We start from the raw sequence: 20964 nt of genomic DNA on the forward strand, positions 1-20964 counted from the left end.
CTGGTCTAAGGTGCAGGAGTCGAAACGCTTCGACGGTGGTTCGCCCGTGACGCTCGTCGCTCACGCACCACCCGATCTCACAAGGAAGTGAAGGAAGATGACCATCGATCTGTCGCGCCGCGGTCTGCTCGGCGCCCTGGGTGTCGGAGCCATCGCCGTCGCCGGCCCGAGCGTGCTCGCCGGCTGCCGCACCAACCCGCAGGGGGCCCCCACCACCAACCCGTCGGCCGCCGCCGACGCCCTGATCCCGAAGTACACCCTCAAGGAGTACGCCAAGCCCGACTACCCGCCGCCGGCCAACGGGTTGGAGAAGATTCCCGCCTCGTTCGCGAAGTCCTACGACACGCCCCCCGGCTCGGGCTCCACCATCACGGCGATGACGCCGCTGTGGGGCGCCATCCCCAAGACCACGGGCAACAAGTACTTCGACGGCATCAACGCTCGCCTCGGCAGCACCATCAAGTTCCAGATCTCCGACGGCAACACCTATGGCGACAAGCTCGCCACCGTGATGGCCTCGAAGAAGGACCTGCCCGACTGGCTCTGCCTGACCACCTGGAGCCTGCCCGCCCGCTTCTCGGACACCGCGCCCGACCTGTTCGAGGACCTCACCCCCTACATCGGTGGCGACAAGGTCAACGACTACCCGAACCTCGCCTCGGTGCCCACCGATTCGTGGCGCTACAGCGTCTACAACGACACGCTGATCGGCATCCCGATGCCCGACGCCGGCATTCCCAACCCGCTGTTCTACCGCGCCGACCTGTTTGAGAAGTTGGGCGTCACCGACCTGCCCACCACCCCGGACGAGGTGCTCACCCTCGCCAAGGAACTCACCGACACCAAGGCGGGTCGCTACGGCTGCGACGACCTGTGGAACCAGGCGCAGAACTTCTACGGCGTGCCGCCGAGCTGGCGGTTGGACGACGCCGGCAACCTGCTCAACCGGGTCGAGACCGACGAGTACCGCCAGGCCCTGGAGTGGATCGCGAAGCTGTTCAAGTCGGGTGCCGTGCACCCCGACGCGGTGGCCGGCAACGGCGGCGACGCCAAGACCCGCTTCGAGTCGGGCAAGACGTTGATGCTCTCCGACGGCATCGGCGGCTGGGCCGAGGCCCTGCAGCGTCAGCTGCCCACCAACCCCACCTACAGCCAGCTGCCCATGCCGGTGATCGGCAATGGCTCGGGCGACCCCGTCGTCTGGAAGGGCCCCGCGATGGGCATCTTCTCGGCGATCAAGAAGGGCACCGCCGAGGCGAAGGTGAAGGAGATCCTCAAGCTGGCCGACTTCATCGCGGCCCCGTTCGGCACCGAGGAGTACAACCTGATCAACTACGGCATCGAGGGCACCCACTACACGCTCGACGAGAACAAGCTGCCGAAGATGACCGACCTGGGTGGCGCCGAGGTGCAGCCCACGTTCATCTTCCTGGCCTCGCCCGCCCCGTCGGTGGCCAAGGTGCAGTTCCCGGGCTTCGTGAAGGCCTACTCCACCTGGGTCAACGAGACCGCGACCCACTACAAGGAGCCGCTGTTCTACGGCATGAACATCACCGTGCCGACCCGGCTGGCCTCGATCGGCTCGCCGTTCGACGACCTGTCGAAGGACATCGCCCGCGGGCGCAAGACCCTCACCGACCTCGACAAGGCGATCGAGACCTGGAAGAAGGCCGGCGGCGAGGAACTGCGCACCATGTACAAGAAGATCCTTGACGAGACCAAGCCCTCGTGAGCAACGCCCCAGCCCAGCTGGGGGCCGAGACCGACACCGCCCCCGCGCGGACCGCCAAGGTCCGCGCGGGTCGGCGCGAACGCTCCGGCCCCCCGACGCGCAAGCTGAGCCTGTGGACGCGTTTCAAGCGCGACCGCTCGCTCATCCTGATGACGGTGCCCGGTGTGGTGCTGCTCGCGGTGTTCGCCTACCTGCCGATGGCCGGCAACATCATCGCCTGGCAGGAGTACAACCCGGTGCGGGGCTTCCGGAACTCGCCCTTCATCGCCTGGGACAACTTCGCCCGCATCTTCACCAACCCGCAGTTCGCGCTGGCGGTGAAGAACACGCTGGTGATCACGCTGTTCCAGCTCGTGTTCTACTTCCCGATCCCGATCATCCTGGCGCTGCTGCTCAACAGCGTGCTGTCGACCAAGGTGCGCACGTTCATCCAGTCGGTGGTCTACCTGCCGCACTTCTTTAGCTGGGTGATCGTCGTGACGGTCTTCCAGCAGATGTTCGGCGGCGCCGGCCTGCTCAACCGCATCCTGATCGACCACGGTATGCAGCCGTTCGACCTGATGACCAACCCGCACACCTTCCTGGTGCTGATCACCTCGCAGGCGGTCTGGAAGGACGCGGGCTGGGGCATCATCATCTTCCTGGCGGCGTTGTCGGCGGTCGATCCGGCCCTCTACGAGGCCTGCGCGATCGACGGCGGCAACGGCTGGCGGCGCCTGTGGCACGTCACCCTGCCCGCCCTGAAGTCGGTGGTGATCCTGCTGCTCATCCTGCGGTTGGGTGATGCGCTGAACGTCGGTTTCGAGCAACTCATCCTGCAGCGTGCGGCCGTCGGCCCCGATGTCAGCGAGGTCATCGACACCTACGTCTACTACCAGGGCGTCATCGCCGGTGACTGGGGCTTCGCCACCGCCGCCGGACTGATGAAGGGCGTCGTGGGGCTGTTGCTCGTCCTGGGCGCCAACAAGCTCGCCCACATGTTCGGAGAGTCGGGGGTGTACCAGAAAGCATGAGTACCGGATCCGTTGACCAACTGGGGGCGGAGGCCCCCGTGACGCTGGCCCCCACCGAGGCCACCCGCGTGCCGGGCACGGTGCGACGCAAGCACCGCGACCCCAACCGTCCCGCCTACATGGAGCCCGCCCACCCGGTCGGCACCGCCCTGAAGGTGATCGTGCTGGCCGCGATCACGCTGGCGGTGCTGTTCCCGCTGTGGTCGATCCTGATCACCTCGTTCTCGACCAATCAGGCCGTCACCCGGGCCGGCGGCATGGTCACGGTGCCCGACGGGCTGACCGTGTCGGCCTATCGTCAGATCCTCTCGGGCGGCATCGTCACTCGGGCGGCGCTGGTCAGCGTGTTCGTCACGGGGGTCGGCACGGTGCTGTCGACCACCGTGTCGGTGCTGGCGGCCTGGGGGCTGTCGAAGCCGTCGTCGCTGTTCCATCGTCCGATCCTGTTCATCTTCCTGATCACGATGTTCTTCGGCGCGGGCATGATTCCCAGCTACCTGTTGGTGAGCGCGCTGGGGCTGCTCGACAGCCTGTGGGCGCTGATCCTGCCGGGGGCGGTGTCGGCGTTCAACGTGCTGATCCTGCGCAACTTCTTCATGGCGATCGAGCCGGCCATCATCGAGGCCGCGCGCATCGACGGGGCGGGGGAGTGGCGCATTCTGTCGACGATCGTGCTGCCGTTGTCGAAGGCCGTGATCACCGTGGTGGCGCTGTTCTACGGGGTCGGCTACTGGAACGCCTTCTTCAACGCGATGCTCTACATCAACGACAACACCAAGTGGCCGCTGCAGTTGGTGCTGCGCTCGTACGTGTTGCAGGGGGTCTCGCTGCCCGGCGGTGATTCGGGCACCATCGACGTCGCCCACGGTCAGGTCACCGGCCTGCCCATCAAGATGGCCGTGGTGGTGCTGGCGATCATCCCGATCCTGGTGATCTACCCCTTCGTGCAGAAGCACTTCACCAAGGGTGTGATCTTCGGTGCCGTCAAGGGGTGACCGTGCCCTCGACCATCAGGTCGGGGGCCACCAGGTGCACGGTCGGTCGGCCCTGCCCGGCCAGCGCCGCCATGGCGAGATCGACGGCGGACGAGCCGATGCGTCGTCCGGGAAGGTCGATGGTGGCCACCGACGGCCCGTGTCGGGCGACCATCGAGCGGGGGCCGACCACCACCACGTGGGTGTCGTCGCCGAGGCGGCGGCCGGCGGCGGCGATCGCCGTCAGCACTCCCTCGGTGGCCGCCTCGTTGTGCACCACGAAGCCGGCCAGGTCGGGCCAGCGTTCGAGCAGGTCGGTGGTGGTGCGCACGCCGTCGGCGAAGGACGCCTCGCAGGCGGCGGTCTGCAGGTCGACCCCGAGCCGGGCGGCCTCGTCGGTGACCCCGCGCAGCATGCGGTCGGCGTAGCTGGTGTGACGCTCGAGCACCGCCGGCGGGGAGCCGACGAGGGCGACGCGTCGTCCGCCCGTCGCCTGAAGGTGGGAGCTGGTGAGATGGGCGTGCAGGTGGGCGACGGCGAGCCGGCCGGCGGCCTCGAAGTCGACGTCGATGCAGGTGAGCCCGTCGGCGTGCGCCGGCAGGCCGATCAGCACCGACGGCTGGCGCATCGTCCGCAGCGCGGGCAGGCGGGCATCGTCGGACTCGACATCCATCACCACCAGGGCGTCGACCAGACCGGCGCCGGCGCGGGGGATGGCGTCGGGGTCGTCCCCGGTCAGGATGAGCACGTCGTGATCGTGGAAGCGGGCACGGGTGACCACGCCGGCGACGAACTGCATGATCACGCTCACGTCGACGTCGGGCCGAAGCGGCATCACCAGCCCGATCACCCGGGTGCGTTGGCTGGCCAGCGCGCGGGCGCCGGGGTGGGGCCGGTAGTTCAAGGCCGCGACGGCCTCCAGCACCCGCTGGCGGGTCGGCTCCGAGATCGGTCGGCGCCCCGACAGCACGTACGAGACGGTGCTCGCGGAGACGCCAGCGCGCCGCGCCACGTCTTCGATACCTGCCATGTGTTCCCCCTCGGCGCCCCCGTTGTCAGGGCCACCACCCGGCAAGCATCGCAGACCGCCAACACAGCACCACCACCCCTTCCAGCAGAAATGATGTGCCCATGAAGTTCTCCGACGGTTACTGGATGCTGCCACCCGGCGTCGAGGCCATTCGCGGACGCGCTGTCGTCGACGTCGAGGTCGGCGACGACCGGCTGGTCGCGCACAGTGCCGACCAGGCGATCCACCACCGCGGCATGACCCTCAACCGACCGCTCATCACGGTCGAGCTCGACTCGCCCGCCGAGGGGGTGATCGGGGTGACCATCGAGCACCATGCCGGTCACGGACGACGCCAACCCGACCTCGGGCTGGCCAGCACCGGCGACGTGCGCGTCGAGACCGGCGATCACGACGGCTGGGCCGTGCTGACCAGCGGCGACCTGCGCGCCCGACTGGCCACCTCGGGGGAGTGGTCGCTGATCTTCGAGCGCCGTGACGGCGACGGCTGGCGCACCCTCACCTCGTCGGGCCCCCGGTCGGTCGCCCACCACACCGTCACCGGACGAGGCGCTGACGACGGCAGCCATGTGCGCGAACAGCTGGCGATCGGGGTCGGCGAGCACTTCTACGGGTTGGGCGAGCGGTTCGGGCCGCTGGTCAAGAACGGCCAGACCGTCGACATCTGGAATGCCGACGGCGGCACCTCGTCGGAACAGGCCTACAAGAACGTGCCCTTCCTGCTGTCGGATCGCGGCTACGGCGTGCTGGTCGAGTCGACCGACAAGGTCTCGTGGGAGGTCGCCAGCGAGGCGGTCTCGGCGGTGCAGTTCTCGGTGCCGGGGGAGCGGCTGCGCTACCTGGTGGTTGACGGCCCGACGCCCGCCGACGTGCTGGTGCGTTACACGGGGCTCGCGGGTCGTCCGGCGAAGGTGCCCGCCTGGTCGTACGGGCTGTGGCTGTCGACCTCGTTCACCACCGACTACGACGAGGCCACGGTGCTGTCGTTCGTCGACGGCATGGCCGAGCGGGGCATTCCGCTGAGCGTGTTCCACTTCGACTGCTTCTGGATGCGCCAGTTCCACTGGAGCGACTTCGTGTGGGACCCGGCGACCTTCCCCGACCCACGCGGGCTGCTCGCCAAACTGCACGACCGCGGCCTGCGGGTGTGCGTCTGGATCAACCCCTACATCGCGCAGCGCTCGCACCTGTTCGACGAGGGTGCCGAACGTGGTTTCCTCGTGCGCACGACCTCGGGTGCGGTCTGGCAGACCGATCAGTGGCAGGCGGGCATGGGGCTGGTCGACTTCACCAACCCCGAGGCCAGCGACTGGTACGCGGGCAAGCTGCGGGCCCTGCTCGACGACGGTGTCGACTGCTTCAAGACTGACTTCGGTGAGCGGATTCCCACCTCGGCCGATGGCGAGGCGATCGTCTGGCACGACGGCACCGACCCGCAGCTGATGCACAACTGGTACGCCACGCTGTACAACGCCTGCGTGCACGACCTGCTGGTGCGCGAACGGGGCGAGGGTGAGGCCGTGCTGTTCGCCCGCTCGGCCTCGCTGGGTGGCCAGCAGTACCCGGTGCACTGGGGTGGCGACTGCGAGTCGACGTTCGCGTCGATGGCCGAGTCGCTGCGCGGCGGGCTGTCGCTGGCGGCCTCGGGCTTCGGGTTCTGGAGCCACGACATCGGCGGCTTCGAGGGCACGCCCGACCCGGCGGTGTTCAAGCGCTGGGTGGCGTTCGGCCTGCTCAGCTCGCACTCCCGCTTGCACGGGTCGACCTCGTACCGGGTGCCGTGGGTGTTCGACGACGCTCAAGCCGGCGACAATCAGGCCGCAGAGGGGGAGGCGGTCGCGGTGACGCGGGCCTTCACGAGGCTGAAGCTCTCGCTGATGCCCTACCTGGCCGGGGCCGGGCTGGCCGCCCACCGCACCGGGGTGCCGGTGATGCGCCCGCTGGTGCTCGACTTCGCCCACGACCGCACCGCCTGCCTGGTCGAGCACCAGTACCTGCTGGGCGATGCGCTGCTGGTGTCGCCGGTGTTCTCGGCCGAGGGTGAGGTCGAGTTCTACCTGCCCACGGCGCCCGGCGGGTGGACGAACTGGTGGGACGGCTCCGTGGTGCCCGGGGGCCAGTGGCGCCGCGAGACCCACGGCTTCGCCAGCCTGCCGCTGTACGTGCGACCGGGGTCGGTGGTGGCCGTCGGCGCCCGCGACGACACCCCCGAGAGCGACTGGGCCGACGGGGTCGTGCTGCGCGTCTTCCAGCCCGCCGACGGGTTCGATCGCGAGGTGCGGGTCGGTCGTCCGGATGGCTCGGAGGTGGTCTTCTCGGTGAGGCGGTCCGGTGACACCGTCGAGGTGACCTCGGACGACGCACCCGCCGGCTGGGGGGTCGCCCTCGGCATGGGCGAGGTCGTCCGCGAGACCGACGGGACGGTCACCGCCTCGATGGAGGACACGTTGGTCGAGTAGCGGCGAGGAACGAGCCGCGTGTCGAGACCCCCCACCCGTCCACCCCACCTCACGGGAGCGAACCATGACCATCCCCAACACCCTGGCAGCCAACCCCCTGGCCAACGTGGCCGACGGCGCCCTGCTCTACGGCGGCGACTACAACCCCGAACAGTGGGACCGCTCGGTCTGGCGTGACGACGTCGCCCGCATGGTCGAGGCCGGCGTCAACGTCGCCACCGTCGGCGTCTTCAGCTGGTCGCGCTACCAGCCGACCCCCGACACCTTCGACACCGACTGGATGGACGAGGTGATCGACCTGCTCTGGTCGCACGGCATCGCCATCGACCTGGCCACCCCCACCGCGTCCCCGCCGCCGTGGATGGGACTGCGTCAGCCGGCCACCTTGTCGGTCAGCCCGTCGGGGCAGCGCAGCCAGCACGGCGGCCGCGCCCACTTCTGCCCCAGCTCGCCGGAGTTCCGCGAGCACTGCCGCGAGATCGCCCGCCGGCTGGGTGAGCGCTACGGCCACCACGAGGCGGTGCGCCTGTGGCACATCGGCAACGAGTACGGCCACGGCTGCTGGTGCGACCACTGCCGGGCGGCTTTCCAGGCCTTCCTGCGCGAGCGCCATGGCAGCATCGAGGCGCTCAACCACGCCTGGGGCACCGCGTTCTGGAGCCAGTACCACGCCAGTTTCGACGAGGTGGTCGTGCCGTTGCGTGGCCAGAACCCGGGTGCGGTGCTCGACCATCGTCGGTTCGTGTCGGCGCAGTTGAAGACCTTGTACCTGGAGCAGCGGGAGGTGCTTCGTCCGCTGGTCGGCGACACCCCGATCACCACCAACCTGATGGGTTTCTACGAGCACGTCGATGCCCAGCGGTGGGCCGACGACCTCGACGTGATCGCCGACGACCAGTACCCCGACCCGGCCGACCCGTGGGCTCGGCAGCGAATCTCGTTCGTCGACCACATGCTGCGGTCGCTGCGCTTCGGGCAACCCTGGTTGCTGATGGAGCAGGCGATGGGGGCGGTCAACTGGCGGCCCCACAACACCCCCAAGACCTCCCGGCAGCGGGTGGCCGACGCGGTGCGGGCGATCGGGCACGGCTCCGACGGGGTGCTGAGCTTCCAGTGGCGGCAGGCGTCCTCGGGCTCGGAGCGGTTCCACTCGGCGATGCTTCCCAACAGCGGCGCCGACACCCTGCTGCACCGCGACGTGCAACGGATCGGCACCCTGCTGCGCGAGCTGCGGCCGGTGGCGGGCACCCAGGTCACCACGCCGGTGGCCCTGGTGCTCGACTGGGAATCGCGGTGGGCGGCCGAGGAACCCGATGCTCCCTCCAACCTGAGCACGGTGCTCGAGCGGGCCGAGGCGTGGCATCGTCCGTTGTGGGAACGTGGTTGGCAGGTCGACGTGCGGGCGCCGTGGGACGACCTGTCGGCCTACCCGGTGGTGTTCGCGCCGTGCGCGCACCTGCTGTCGGCGGAGTCGGTGGACAACCTGCGGGCGCACGTCGAGGCGGGCCGCACGCTGGTGATGGGTGCATTCTCGGCGGTCGAGGACGAGTCCGCCCGGCTGTTCCCCGGGCCGTTCCCGGGCGGGTTCACCGACCTGCTCGGGGCGCGCGGCGAACAGTGGTGGCCGCTCGGCGAGGCCGGGGCGGGGCTGGTCTCGGAGGCGCTGGGCGGTGGGCGGGTGGCCGCCTGGGCCGAACGGTTGGTGCTGGACGAACACCGCCCCGCCCGGGTGCTGGCCTCGTTCGACCAGACCACGCCCGAGACCGCCGACCTCGGCCCGGCGGTGGTCAGGTCACCCGACGCGCCGTTCTACTACGTGGGCGCCGGCTTGGCCGAGCCGCAGTTGGCCGCCCTGGTCGACCTGGTGCTGGACGAGGCCGGGGTCGCTCCCGACCTCGGGGTGCTGGCGGCGCTCCCGGTGGCTGACCGCTCCCACGACTGTCCGGGTGTGGAGGTCATGGTGCGCGGTGGTCACACCTTCGTGGTGAACCACGCTCCGCTCGAGCAGACGGTGCACAGCACGGTGGACTGCCTCGACCTCGTCGAGGGCACCCGGGGCAGGGAGTTCAGGCTGGCGCCCCAGCAGGCGGCGGTGCTTCGTCCAGGTCGATGATCGCCACGTCCTGCGGCAGGTACTTCACCAGCGCGCAGTTGCGCTTGACGAGCTCTTCGCCGTCGCGGTTGCCGGTGCGGCGGTCGATCAGCTCGCGCCAGATCTCGTTGCGCCGGAAGTACTCGTCGTCCTTCTTGAGGAACTGCTCGTTGCGGGCGAACACCTTGTAGCTGTGGCTCTGCTGCTGGTCGGCGCGCAGCTCACCCTCGAGGTAGCGGTCGCCGACGCCGACCAGCAGCTGGAAGGTGGTGTCGGTGTCGTTGCGCACGACCAGGTCGACGTAGTTCCACACGATGGAGCAGCCCACACCCCACGGCAGCACGCGGCCGTTGTCGGGGAACGGGTCGAACGAGTGCTCCGACCGCTCAGTCACGGTCAGCGCCGAGTGCAGGAACATCCAGTGCAGCAGGTTGGCCAGCTGGCAGATGCCGCCACCCACTCCCGGACGAGCCTCCCCGTTCGACAGGCGCATGCCCTCGACGAAGCCGCGGCCCTTGGTGCAGTTGCCGACCACCTTGTTGAACGAGAACGACTCGCCGGGGCGGATCAGGATGCCGTTGACCTCGGCGGCCGCCAGCCTCAGGTTGGTCACCTTGTTGTGCTGCAGCCACATCTCCGACTCGCCCAGACTGCGCAGCAACAACGACTTGTGCAGCTTCACCTTCACGGGCAGGGGGTCGTCCGATCTCGTCGCGGCCCACGGGGTCGACGAGCGCTGCCAGGCGATCCAGCGGCGGGTCTGGTGGTACTTGACGGCGAGCGGGTAGAGCCAGGGGTGGCGTTCGCTGAGCGGTGCCCCGGCCTGCAGGCGGGTGGGCAGCTCGAACGTGGTGCCGACCTGATCGGCGGCGCTGGTGTGGGTGGTCATGGTGTCCTCGGGGAGCGATGTCACGTCATGACTACGCCCCCCGAGGGTCACCGGTTCACGAGTTCAGGAACTTCTCAGCTGAACTCCGGACGCTCCTGCGGCGACCGGGTCGCGGTGATCGCCGGATCGTCGGTCACCACCGGCTTGACGATCTCGTCGATGCGGGCCATCACGTCGGCGGGGATCGTCACGCCCGCTGCGGCCGCGGAGTCCGTCAACTGCTCGGGACGAGAGGCCCCCACGATGGCGCAGGCCACGTTCGGGTTCTGCAGCACCCAGGCGATGGCCAGGGTCGGCATCGAGATGCCCAGGTCAGAGGCGATCGGCTTGAGCTGCTGCACGCGCGTCAGCAGGTCGTCGTTCTCGAGCCAGCGCGACACCATGTTCTTGCCGCCCTTCTCGTCGGTGGCGCGCGACCCCTCCGGCGCGGGCTGCCCCGGCAGGTACTTGCCCGACAGCACGCCCTGGGCCATCGGCGACCACACCACCTGCGAGACGCCGAGCTCCGACGAGGTGGGCACGACCTCGGCCTCGATCACGCGCTGCAGCATCGAGTACTCGGGCTGGTTCGACACCAGCTGGATGCCCAACTGCTTGGCCAGGCCGTGGGCCTCGCGAATCTGATCGGCGGTCCACTCCGAGACGCCGATGTAGAGGGCCTTGCCCTGCCGCACCACGTCGGCGAAGGCCTGCATGGTCTCCTCGAGCGGGGTGAAGTGGTCGTAGCGGTGGGCCTGGTAGAGGTCGACGTAGTCGGTCTGCAGCCGCTGCAGCGAGCCGTTGATCGCCTCGAGAATGTGCTTGCGGCTCAGGCCGCGGTCGTTCTTGCCGCGAGGGCCGGTCGGGTTGAAGACCTTCGTGAAGATCTCCAGCGACTCGCGCCGCTGGCCCTTCAGCGCCTCACCGAGCACGGTCTCGGCGGCGGTGTTGGCGTAGACGTCGGCGGTGTCGAAGGTCGAGATGCCCAGGTCGAGGGCGGCCTTCACACAGGCCGTGGCCTGATCGGCCTCGATCTGCGAGCCGTGGGTGAGCCAGTTGCCGTAGGTGACGGCCGAGATGAGCATGCCCGAGTTGCCCAGGTTGCGAAACTCCATCGCGCGGGTCCTTCCGTGAGTGACGTTGTGGGTTCACCCCCATCTTTGCCGGTCGGGTGGTGGGCGCGCCCGGGGTCTCGCTGTTCTTGCGTGGCGCGCACGCACGATTGCGTCAGGCGACCTCTAGGGTCGTGGGCATGTCCTCGGCGACCCCACCCCTGCTGCTCACGTATTCCACCCCCGGCGACCTCGACGCGTGGGAGTCGGCGGTGCTGCCGATCGGCAATGGCACCCTCGCGGCCAGCATCTTCGGCGGCCCGACCACCGACCACCTGGTGCTCAACGAGAAGTCGCTGTGGAGCGGCGGCCCTGGGGTGCCCGGCTACCGCCACGGCAACTATCCCGAGGACGAGATCGAGTGGCGCCACCAGCGACTGGCCGAGCTGCGGGGCCGGTTGGCCGACGGCGGCGAGCTCGACCCGGCCCTCGTGATGGCCCACGACCAGCTCGGTCAGGCCAAGGTCGGCTACGGCTCCATGCAGACCTTCGGGCGACTGGAGTTCGGCTTCGACGGCTCGGCCGTGGGGGAGTCCTACCGCCGCACCCTCGACCTGGCCACCGGGGTCGTCCGGGTGGCGGGCGACGACGGCGCCTACGTGCGCGAGTACCTGTGCTCGCACCCCGACCGGGTGGTGGCGGCCCGGTTCACCGGCACTCAGCCGGTGAGCTTTGACGTGGCGTGGAACCCAGCGGCTGGCCCGGATGAGCTGCTCGGTGCGGCCGAGGTGGCCATCGAAGCCGGGGCGGGCGAGGGCACGATCACGCTCGCCGGTGTCGGCGTCGACAACGGCCTGCGGTACGCGGGCCGGGTGGTGGTCAGGGCCGTCGGCGGATCGGTGGCCGCGGCCGGGTCGGGGCTGCGGGTGACCGGGGCCGACGAGGTGCTGCTGCTGTGGTCGGGTGGCACCGACTACGCCAATCGCTTCCCCGACTACCGCTCCGGCGTCGACCCGGCCCCCCGCGTCGCCGCCGATCTCGACCGGGCCGCCGACCTGGGGTGGGCCGAGCTGCGCGCGCGCCACGTGGCCGACCACGGCTCGTTCTTCGGACGTCTCGACCTTGACCTGGGCGGGGCGCCGACGGTGGGGGACACCTCCGACTGGGTGGAGCACTACGGCCAGAACGCCTCGGCCGACCGCCACCTCGAGGTGCTGCACGCCCAGTACGGGCGGTACCTGATGATTGCCTCGTCCCGGGCCGGTGACGACTCGCTGCCGGCGAACCTGCAGGGCGGCTGGAACCACGTCAACACCCCGCCATGGGGAGCCAATTACCACGTCAACATCAACCTGCAGATGAACTACTGGCACGTCTGGGCCGCCGGTCTGGCCGAGTGCGCCGAGCCGTACCTGCGCTGGATCCACGGCCTGCTCGAGCCCGGGCGCCACTCGGCCCGCAACGTGCTCGGCACCACCTCGGAGCGGGCCTGGCTGGTGAACAACGAGACCAATGTGTGGGGTTTCACCGGCGTCTATGACTGGCCGACCGCCGCCTGGTTCGCCGAGGCCGGCGCCTGGCTGGCGCAGGCGTTCTGGTGGCACCAGCGCCACACCGGCGAGAGCGAGGTGCTGCGGGAGCAGGGCTGGCCCGTGTTGGTCGGTGCCTGCGAACTGTGGTTGGACACCCTGCAGTCCGGGGCCGATCAGGCCCTGCTGGCCAGCCCGTCGTACTCGCCGGAGCACGGCTGGTTCACCGCCGGAGCCGCCATGAGCCAGCAGATCGTGCACGAACTGTTCACCACCACCCTCGAGGCGGCCGCGTTCCTCGGGCTGACCGACGACGCCGTGGTCGCCCGCCTGACCGAGGCCCTGCCCCGGCTCGCGGACGGGCTCGAGGTGCGCGACTCCGAGATCGCCGAGTGGCGCACCCCCGAGGTCTCGGGCACCGAGGAGCACCACCGCCACACCTCCCAGCTCTACGCGCTGCACCCGGGTCGCGCCCTGCTCTCCCACTCGAACGCGGACGACCTGCGGGCCGCCGCCCGGGCCACCCTCGACCACCGCGGCGACGAGGGCACCGGCTGGTCGAAGGCGTGGAAGGTCAACTTCTGGGCGCGGCTGGGCGACGGCGACCGGGCCCATCGACTGCTCGGAGGGCTGCTGTCGGGGTCGACGATGGCCAACCTGTGGGACACCCACCCGCCGTTCCAGATCGACGGCAACTTCGGGGCGACCGCCGGGGTGCTCGAGCTGCTGGTGCGCAGCGACCTGGGCGGGGCACTGCGGCCCGACGCCCCCGAATCGGTGCTCGTCGACCTGCTGCCCGCGCTGCCGTCGGCCTGGCGTGAGGGGCGCCTGAGCGGCGCCCGCACTTGGGGTGGGTTGGAGGTCGACGTGGAGTGGCGTGACGCTCAGCTGCAGTCGGCCCGATTGACGGCCACCCGCGACGTCGAGGTGAGTCTCACCGTGGCCGGCGCGCTGGTTCGGGCCGACGTGCGGCTGGCGGCCGGGGAGTCGTGGGAGCTTCCCTGACCGACTGAGTCGGGTGGGAGAACCAGAACTCGGTTCTGGTTGGCCTGAGTGGGGTCTGGACGACCCCGTCAGGCCAACGGGAACCGAGTTCTGGTCCTCGCCCTGGCGGACGGGTCAGCGGCCTACCATCTGGGCGGCCTTGTTGAGGTCTCCGATGCTCTCCTCGAGCAGGGCGGCCTGCTTGGCCAGCGACTGCAACTGGATGTCGACGAGGAAGAACTCGGCCGGGGTGGTCCACCCGGGCCGCCGCCATTCGGCGATGATCTCCTTCAGCGTGGCCCGGTGGTCCGAGATGCGGTCGACGAGACCCAGCAGGGTGTGGGCGCGCTCGTCGAGCAGATCGAGGTCGTGGTCGAACTTCTGGTCGATGGGGTTCATGGTGATGTCTCCTGGATCGGGGCTCAGGTGACCTGAGCGGTTGCGGCGCCCCTGATCGGGGCCGCCATTGATCAAGAGCACGACCATCGTCCGGCGATACGGTTCGCGCCGATACAGTGAGCCGGTGCTCGACAGTGTGCTCAATGGCTTCGGTCTCGGCGCGAGTCTGATCATCGCCATCGGGGCGCAGAACGCGTTCGTGCTCCGGCAGGGAATCCGCCGCGAGCACGTGGGCATCGTGGTGCTGATCTGCGCCGTCTCTGACCTCGTGCTGATCGCCCTCGGCACGGCAGGCATCGGGGTGATCGTCGAGCGCGTCGGCGTGCTGCTCACCATCCTGCGCTGGGCGGGCGTGGCCTACCTGCTCTGGTTCGCGATCCAGAGTTTCCGACGCGCGTGGAAACCCGGCGAACTGCACGAGGCCGACGACGACGCCTCTGGCACACCCCACGCACACACACGCAGCGCCGCCGTCGCGCGCACCGCGCTGGCGCTGACCTGGCTCAACCCCCACGTGTACCTCGACACCGTGGTGATGCTCGGCAACCTCGCGAACCAGCACCAACCATGGCGATGGTGGTTCGCCGCCGGAGCCGGCGCGGCCAGCATCACCTGGTTCACGGCCCTCGGCTTCGGCGCCCGGGCGCTGGCCAAGCCGCTCGGCAACCCCCGCACCTGGCGCGTGCTCGACCTGCTGATCGGCGTGGTGATGGTGGCGATCGCCATCAAGCTCGCGATCGGCTAGTCAGTCTGGGTCAGTCGCGGGCGAGTTCGTCCAGCAGCATGCCGAAGACGTCACGGTGGGCCCGCTCGCCCAGGAAGATGTCGAGGTGGCCGTAGTTCTCGACCACGTGCAGGGCGTGGCGACCGGGCTGCCAGCGATCCAGCCAGGCGAACGTGCGCTCCTGGCTCTCGGGCAGGAAGCAGCGGTTGTCGCGGCCCGCGACCAGCACCCAGCGGGCGTCGGTCTGCGGTGGCGTCACCCCGAAGTCGGTCGGCAGCCCCGAGCCCTCGGTGACGCTGACCAGGTGCCCCGCCCGCACGCAGCGGTCCATCTGCGCGAAGAAGCTCATGGGCGCCATCCCGAACTCCCCGCGGATCCACTCGTGGGTCGCCTCGTCGAGCTGCGCGTGCGACCACAGGGCCGGGCGTCCGCTGCCGTAGGTGAAACTCACCAACCGGCAGACCGTGTTGTCGCACTCGCGGTGGGTGAGCCGCACCGCCCGGCTGGCGACCTTGCCGAACGCGCTGTCGGGGTCGTCCCCCCACGATGGGTCGAGGCCGGGAGTGAGCCCCGAGATCAGCGGACGAAGGCCGTGGATCTTCACCCGCGATCCCAGCGGGATCACCGGATGCAGTGAGACGGCGTTCGAGACGATGGTGGTGACCTGGGGCACCAACCCCGCGGCGGCGCTCATCGCGAATGACGTCGACCCCTGGCAGTGCACCACCGCCTTCATCGTGTCGGCGCCGGTCAGTTCGGCCACCGTGCGCACCGCGGCGGGGTGGTCGTGCTCGGCGGCGGCATCGAGGGTCCACGGCACCGGGTCGAGGTCGATCGAGGCCCGCCAGTTGAGCAACCAGACGTCCCAGCCGTCGTCGATCAGGGCGTCGACGAAGGTGCGACTCGTGGGCGGCCGGAAGATCTCGGCCCTGACGCCGGCGCCGTGCACCAGCAGCACCGGCCCGCGCGTGGGTTCGTGGCGCCCGCGCACGTTCAGCAGCGTCAGCGGCAGCCCGTCGGTCGAGGTGAACGCGTGGGTGGTGACGCGGTGGTCGTCCCTGGTGGTCGGACGAGTGCGCGTGCCCCCGGATGCTCCCGCTGAATCGTGCCCCTCAGAGTCGTGCCCAGGTAGATCGTTCATGGGGTCCCCCTCGCCCAGTCTCGATGAGCGCAGCGTAGGCGCGCGGACGATCCCTCCACAAGGGGGCAACCCCACCGGCTCAGGTGGCGGCGGCACCCTCTTCGCGCACGCGCTGCAGGAACTGCTTGGTGCGGTCGTGCTGGGGGTCGTTGATCACCTGTCGGGCCTCGCCCTCCTCGACCACGACGCCGTCGGCCATGAAGACCACCCGGTCGGCCACGTCGCGGGCGAACCCGATCTCGTGGGTGACCACGATCATGGTGGTGCCGCCCTCGGCGAGGTCGCGCATCACCCGCAGCACGTCGCCCACCAGTTCGGGGTCGAGGGCCGAGGTGGGCTCGTCGAACAGCATCAGCTTGGGGTCCATGGCCAGCGCCCGGGCGATGGCCACCCGCTGCTGCTGACCGCCCGACAACTGCGCCGGGTAGTGGTGCACCTTGTCGGCGAGCCCGACCTGGGTGAGCAGTTCGACGGCGCGCGCGGTGGCGACGGCCTTGGACTGGCGGCGCACGTGCACCGGGGCCTCGATCACGTTGCCGAGCGCGGTCATGTGGGGGAACAGGTTGAACCGCTGGAAGACCATGCCGATCTCGCGGCGCTGCGCGGCCTGCTGCTCGTCGCCGAGGTGGCGCAGTCGTCCGCCCCGCTCCTCGAGCCCCATCAGCTGGCCGTCGACGAAGATGCGGCCACCGTCGATCTGCTCGAGCAGGTTGATGCAGCGCAGGAAGGTCGTCTTGCCCGAGCCCGACGGGCCGATCAGGCAGACCACCTCACCGGGATGCACCACCAGGTCGATGCCCTTGAGCACGTGGTTGCGGTGGAACGACTTGTGCACGTTGATGGCTTCGACCAGCGGTTCCTGGGCGAGTTCGGGGTTGGTGTTGGCCAGACGTTGACTCATCAGTGTTCTCCGGCCTTGTTGAGCAGCCGCTGGGCGCGGGGGTTGATGGCGCCGAAGCCTCGTCCGAAATGACGTTCGAGCAGGGTCTGGCCGACCATCAGCACCGAGCAGATGATGATGTACCACAGGGTCGCCGCGACGTAGGCGGGCATGATCTTGTAGGTGCGGTTGGCGACGATGCTGGCCTGGTTGAACAACTCCAGGCCCACCGGCACCGCGATCAACAGCGAGGTGTCCTTCACCATGGCGATGGTTTCGTTGCCGGTCGGGGGCACGATCACCCGCATGGCCTGCGGCAGCACGATCCGCGACATGGTGCGCGACGAACTCATGCCCAGCGCGGCGGCCGCCTCGCGTTGCCCGGTGTCGACCGAGAGAATGCCGGCCCGCGCGATCTCACTCATGTAGGCGGCCTCCGACAGCCCGAGCCCGATGGCGCCGACGACGATGCCCTGGCTGAGCTGGCGGGTGTCGATCATCCACGGCGAGAGGGTGTTCTCGTCGAGCCCCAGCGCCCGCGAGAGCTCCTGCCCGAACGGCAGCCCGAGGTCGAGGTGGGGGTAGAGGTAGATGACGCCCACGCCGAGAATCGTCAGCAGCACGTACCGGGGCACCGAGCGGAAGAACCAGGTGTAGACCGCCGCCACCGCGCTCAAGACCGGGTTGGACGAGAGCCTCATCACCGCCAGCACCACGCCGAGGCTGACGCCCACGATCATCGCGATCAGAGTGCCCAACAGGGTGCCGACGGCCAAGCCTTGCAGGATCGGCCGGTAGTTCATCACCGAGAAGACGTAGCTCCACTCCCACTTGGGATTGGTCGCGAACGAGTGCACCATCATCGCCACCAGCACGGCGATCACGGCGATCAGCACCCAGCGCCACGGATGCCGCACGGGCGCGGCCTTCAGGTCGGATGGGCGCTCCTGCCTGGCGCGCTCCAGCAGCGAACTGCTCATCAATGGTCCTTCCGGGACGAGGTGGAGTGGGTGCCGACGCCGGTGTCGACCCCCACCCCGATTCGGGGGGCCGGCTCCGCGGGGGAGCCGGCCTCAGTGTCAGCCAGACTCAGGGGTGAGCCGGCCTCAGGGGTTGACGGGGAACTCGGTGACGGCGCCGCCGTCGTTGCCCCACTTGGCCAGGATGGCGTCGTAGGTGCCGTCGGCCTGCAGTTTGGCGAGGGCCTCGCCGATCAGCTTGCCGAACTCCTCGTTCTCCTTCGAGACGACGATGCCGTACGGAGCGGCGTCGTAGATCTCGCCGATCTGCTCGAGCTGCCCGTTGGTCTGGGTGATCGCGTAGGCGACGACGGGGGAGTCGGCCAGCATGGCGTCGGCCTTGCCCGAGACCACGTCGGCGGTCGCCTTCGACTGCTCGGCCTCGACCACGATGGTGATCTTCGGCTTGCCGGCGTCGGTGCAGACCTTGTTGCGGGCCTCGATGTCGTCGATCTGCACGGTGCCCTTCTGCACCGCGACCGTCTTGCCGCACATGTTGTCGGGGTCGAGCCCGCTCGACGGCTTGGCGGCCCACGAGGTGCCGGCGTTGAAGTACTGCACCATCGTGACCTGCTGCTTGCGCTTGTCGTTGATGGTGAACGAGCTGACCGCGATGTCGTACTTGCCGCTGGTGACGCCCAGGATGATGGTGTCGAAGCCGGCGTTGTTGTACTCGACCTTCAGGCCCAGGGTGGTGGCGACGGCGTCGAGCAGCTCGATGTCCATGCCGACGATGGTCTTGCCGTCGGTGTCGATGAACTCGTTGGGGGCGTAGCTCGCGTCGGTGCCGTCGACGAGCACACCCTTCGACTTGATCGCGGCCGGCACCTTCGCGGCGAGGGCCTCGTCCACCTTGACGGTGGCGGTGCTCGCCGACGCCGACGAGCTGGACGAGGTGCTGGGCTGGGTGTCCGCGGGGGCGGAGGGCTGGCCGCTGGGCAGTTCGGTCGAGCCGCAGGCGGTGAGCGTCAGGCTGAGCAGCCCGAGCGCCGCCAGACCGGTGCGCCAGCGGGAACGCGAGGTGAAGGTGACCGACATGGGGGCCCTTTCTGGGTGGGGGTGATGCGTGCAGCCGATCATGGCAGTCGGGCGCCGACGAGGTCAGCCTGTTCGTCGGCGGGGCGCACATCGCAACCAGATTGGAACAATCACCTGCCCCGGGCGAGCGGGCCGTAGGGTTGACGCGTGAGCTTCGACGAATCCGACCTGGGCGCGCTCGACGCCCCGCAGATCCATGCCGGCAAGGTGCGACGGCTGTACGCGTGGCCCGCGGACGAGTCCGGGCGTGAGCGCCTGTTGATGGTGGCCACCGATGCGGTGAGCGCCTACGACCATGTGCTGTCGCGTCCGATTCCCGACAAGGGGGCCGTGCTCACCCAGCTCTCCCAGTGGTGGTTCGACCAGCTTGGGGGCGTGGTCGACAACCACGTGCTCTCGACCGACGTGCCGGACGTCGTGGTCGGCCGGGCCGTGATCTGCGAGTCGCTGACGATGTTCCCCGTCGAGTGCGTCGCCCGCGGCTACCTGACGGGGTCGGGCTGGGCCGAGTACCAGGCGTCGGGAACCGTGTGCGGGGTGTCGCTGCCCGACGGGCTGCACGACGGGGCGCGGCTGCCGGAACCGATCTTCACCCCGGCCACCAAGGCCGAGCTGGGCGAGCACGACGAGAACATCGACTTCGACCGCATGCGCGGCATCGTGGGTGACGAGGTGGCCGAGCGGCTGCGTGAGTTGACCCTGGCGATCTACTCGGCTGCCGAGCGGATCGCCCGCGAGCGGGGCATCATCCTGGCCGACACCAAGGTCGAGTTCGGCCAGCGCCCCGACGGCACCATCGTGCTCGCCGACGAGGTGCTCACCCCCGACTCGTCGCGTTTCTGGGATGCCGAGGCGTGGCAGCAGGGGCGTCTCGAGTCGTTCGACAAGCAGTACCTGCGCGACTGGCTCACCCGCGACTCGGGCTGGGACAAGGCCTCCGACGTGCCCCCGCCCCCTCTGCCCGACGAGGTGGTCACCGCCACCCGCGAGCGCTACCTGGAGGCCTACCAGCGGTTGACCGGGGCCGCCTTCGCGTCCGGGGCCGCGGGCGTGGGTGCGGAGGCATCGTCCGATCTCGATAGGATCACGGGCATGGCCAAGATCGTGGTGGACGTGATGCCCAAGCCCGAGATTCTCGACCCGCAGGGCAAGGCGGTGACCGGGGCGCTGCAGCGGCTGGGGCACACCGGCCTGACCGTGCGGCAGGGCAAGCGGTTCGAGATCGAGGTCGACGGCGAGATCACGCCCGAGCGCCTCGACGAGGTGCGCCAGGCGGCCGAGACGCTGCTGGCCAACACCGTGATCGAGCAGTTTGACGTGCGCGTCGAGGCTCCCGGTCAGGAGGCCTGACGTGGCGACCCGGATCGGCGTCGTCACCTTTCCCGGCTCGTTGGACGACCACGACGCCCAGCGGGCGGTGCGCCTCGCCGGGGCGGAGCCGGTGTCGTTGTGGCACGCCTCCGACTCGTTGGCCGGTGTCGACGCGGTGATCCTTCCCGGCGGATTCTCCTACGGTGACTACCTGCGATGCGGTGCGATCGCGCGGTTCTCGCCGGTGATGCAGTCGGTGATCGACGCCGCCGGTACGGGCATGCCGGTGCTGGGCATCTGCAACGGCTTCCAGGTCTTGTGCGAGACCCACCTGCTGCCGGGGGCGATGATTCGCAACGAGTCGCAGCACTTCATCTGTCGCGACCAGCGGCTGCGGGTGGAGTCGACCGACACGGTGTGGACCTGCGACTTCGAGGCCGGGCAGGAGATCACCATCGTGCTGAAGAACGGCGAGGGCAACTACCAGGCCGACCCCGAGACCCTGAAGCGGCTCGAGGACAACAACCAGGTGGTGTTCCGCTACGTCGGCAACCCCAACGGTTCGATCAACGACATCGCCGGCATCACCAACGAGCGCGGCAACGTGGTCGGGCTGATGCCGCACCCGGAGCACAACATGGAGGAGCTGACTTCGCCGTCGCTGGACGGTCGTCCGTTCTTCTCGTCGGTGCAGAGGTTCCTCGCGGCCCACGTGTGAG

17 protein-coding genes are annotated in these 20964 nt (G+C 69.4%); 9 read left to right on the forward strand and 8 right to left on the reverse strand.

The genetic code is table 11. The annotated features are described in order from the left end of the window. The first annotated feature begins 97 nt into the window (after positions 1 to 97). Genes ACSDQ9_RS05430 through ACSDQ9_RS05440 form a run of 3 tightly spaced genes read left to right on the forward strand, consistent with a single transcriptional unit; the run spans position 98 to position 3740 of the window. On the forward strand, positions 98 to 1732 hold the full coding sequence (locus ACSDQ9_RS05430) for a type 2 periplasmic-binding domain-containing protein (protein WP_435144595.1): 1635 nt from the start codon (positions 98 to 100) through the stop codon (positions 1730 to 1732). Next, a complete protein-coding gene (locus tag ACSDQ9_RS05435; protein ID WP_435144598.1) occupies positions 1729 to 2745 on the forward strand; it encodes an ABC transporter permease in 1017 nt (338 codons plus the stop codon). The genes ACSDQ9_RS05430 and ACSDQ9_RS05435 overlap by 4 nt, the downstream gene beginning before the upstream one ends. Beyond that, positions 2742 to 3740, forward strand: a complete 999-nt coding sequence (locus tag ACSDQ9_RS05440; protein WP_435144600.1) for a carbohydrate ABC transporter permease — start codon at positions 2742 to 2744, stop codon at positions 3738 to 3740. The genes ACSDQ9_RS05435 and ACSDQ9_RS05440 overlap by 4 nt, the downstream gene beginning before the upstream one ends. Here ACSDQ9_RS05440 and ACSDQ9_RS05445 read toward each other — a convergent pair. Next, positions 3730 to 4749, reverse strand: coding sequence for a LacI family DNA-binding transcriptional regulator (locus ACSDQ9_RS05445; RefSeq protein ID WP_435144603.1), 1020 nt, complete (start codon positions 4747 to 4749; stop codon positions 3730 to 3732). The genes ACSDQ9_RS05440 and ACSDQ9_RS05445 overlap by 11 nt on opposite strands. 101 nt (positions 4750 to 4850) lie before the next feature. Here ACSDQ9_RS05445 and yicI point away from each other — a divergent pair, with 101 nt between their 5' ends. Beyond that, positions 4851 to 7208, forward strand: a complete 2358-nt coding sequence (yicI, locus tag ACSDQ9_RS05450; protein WP_435144606.1) for an alpha-xylosidase — start codon at positions 4851 to 4853, stop codon at positions 7206 to 7208. Between the two features lie 64 nt (positions 7209 to 7272). Then, positions 7273 to 9321, forward strand: coding sequence for a beta-galactosidase (locus tag ACSDQ9_RS05455; protein ID WP_435144609.1), 2049 nt, complete (start codon positions 7273 to 7275; stop codon positions 9319 to 9321). Here the strand turns inward: ACSDQ9_RS05455 and ACSDQ9_RS05460 are convergent. Together ACSDQ9_RS05460 and ACSDQ9_RS05465 are read right to left on the reverse strand one after the other, a co-directional pair. Further along, the gene (locus ACSDQ9_RS05460) at positions 9275 to 10213 is read right to left on the reverse strand and encodes a VanW family protein (protein ID WP_435144611.1); all 939 of its coding nucleotides are present in this window, start codon (positions 10211 to 10213) and stop codon (positions 9275 to 9277) included. The genes ACSDQ9_RS05455 and ACSDQ9_RS05460 overlap by 47 nt on opposite strands. 50 nt (positions 10214 to 10263) lie before the next feature. Beyond that, complete coding sequence (locus ACSDQ9_RS05465) at positions 10264 to 11283, reverse strand: aldo/keto reductase family protein (protein ID WP_435144614.1); 1020 nt, start codon at positions 11281 to 11283, stop codon at positions 10264 to 10266. A gap of 137 nt (positions 11284 to 11420) precedes the next feature. On the opposite strand from ACSDQ9_RS05465, the gene ACSDQ9_RS05470 reads away from it, so the two are divergent. Continuing rightward, positions 11421 to 13754 carry a glycosyl hydrolase family 95 catalytic domain-containing protein gene (locus ACSDQ9_RS05470; protein WP_435144617.1) on the forward strand — a complete coding sequence of 778 codons (2334 nt, stop codon included), beginning with the start codon at positions 11421 to 11423 and terminating at the stop codon, positions 13752 to 13754. A 114-nt stretch (positions 13755 to 13868) separates the two neighbouring features. On the opposite strand, the gene ACSDQ9_RS05475 is transcribed toward ACSDQ9_RS05470, so the two are convergent. After that, the gene (locus tag ACSDQ9_RS05475) at positions 13869 to 14132 is read right to left on the reverse strand and encodes a hypothetical protein (protein WP_435144619.1); all 264 of its coding nucleotides are present in this window, start codon (positions 14130 to 14132) and stop codon (positions 13869 to 13871) included. Between the two features lie 124 nt (positions 14133 to 14256). Between ACSDQ9_RS05475 and ACSDQ9_RS05480 the strand changes: the two genes are divergently transcribed. Then, the gene (locus tag ACSDQ9_RS05480; RefSeq protein ID WP_435144622.1) at positions 14257 to 14877 is read left to right on the forward strand and encodes a LysE/ArgO family amino acid transporter; all 621 of its coding nucleotides are present in this window, start codon (positions 14257 to 14259) and stop codon (positions 14875 to 14877) included. Between the two features lie 10 nt (positions 14878 to 14887). Here ACSDQ9_RS05480 and ACSDQ9_RS05485 read toward each other — a convergent pair whose 3' ends face one another. The 4 genes from ACSDQ9_RS05485 to ACSDQ9_RS05500 all read right to left on the reverse strand — a co-directional run bounded on the left by ACSDQ9_RS05485 (position 14888) and on the right by ACSDQ9_RS05500 (position 18934). Continuing rightward, on the reverse strand, positions 14888 to 15997 hold the full coding sequence (locus tag ACSDQ9_RS05485; RefSeq protein WP_435144623.1) for a lipase family protein: 1110 nt from the start codon (positions 15995 to 15997) through the stop codon (positions 14888 to 14890). A 79-nt stretch (positions 15998 to 16076) separates the two neighbouring features. Next, positions 16077 to 16850 (reverse strand): amino acid ABC transporter ATP-binding protein, encoded by a 774-nt coding sequence (locus ACSDQ9_RS05490; RefSeq protein ID WP_435144946.1) that lies wholly within the window; start codon positions 16848 to 16850, stop codon positions 16077 to 16079. 47 nt (positions 16851 to 16897) lie between these two features. After that, positions 16898 to 17857, reverse strand: coding sequence for an amino acid ABC transporter permease (locus ACSDQ9_RS05495; RefSeq protein WP_435144626.1), 960 nt, complete (start codon positions 17855 to 17857; stop codon positions 16898 to 16900). A 126-nt stretch (positions 17858 to 17983) separates the two neighbouring features. Beyond that, positions 17984 to 18934 carry an ABC transporter substrate-binding protein gene (locus ACSDQ9_RS05500; RefSeq protein WP_435144629.1) on the reverse strand — a complete coding sequence of 317 codons (951 nt, stop codon included), beginning with the start codon at positions 18932 to 18934 and terminating at the stop codon, positions 17984 to 17986. 147 nt (positions 18935 to 19081) lie between these two features. On the opposite strand from ACSDQ9_RS05500, the gene ACSDQ9_RS05505 reads away from it, so the two are divergent. Beyond that, positions 19082 to 20284: a phosphoribosylaminoimidazolesuccinocarboxamide synthase gene (locus tag ACSDQ9_RS05505; protein ID WP_435144632.1), complete on the forward strand. Its 1203-nt coding sequence runs from the start codon at positions 19082 to 19084 to the stop codon at positions 20282 to 20284. Position 20285: 1 nt separating this feature from the next. After that, positions 20286 to 20963, forward strand: a complete 678-nt coding sequence (purQ, locus tag ACSDQ9_RS05510; RefSeq protein ID WP_435144635.1) for a phosphoribosylformylglycinamidine synthase subunit PurQ — start codon at positions 20286 to 20288, stop codon at positions 20961 to 20963. Position 20964: the final 1 nt, after the last annotated feature.

Source organism: Aestuariimicrobium soli (assembly GCF_051192575.1).
In the GTDB taxonomy this organism is placed as follows: Bacteria; Actinomycetota; Actinomycetes; order Propionibacteriales; family Propionibacteriaceae; genus Aestuariimicrobium; species Aestuariimicrobium soli.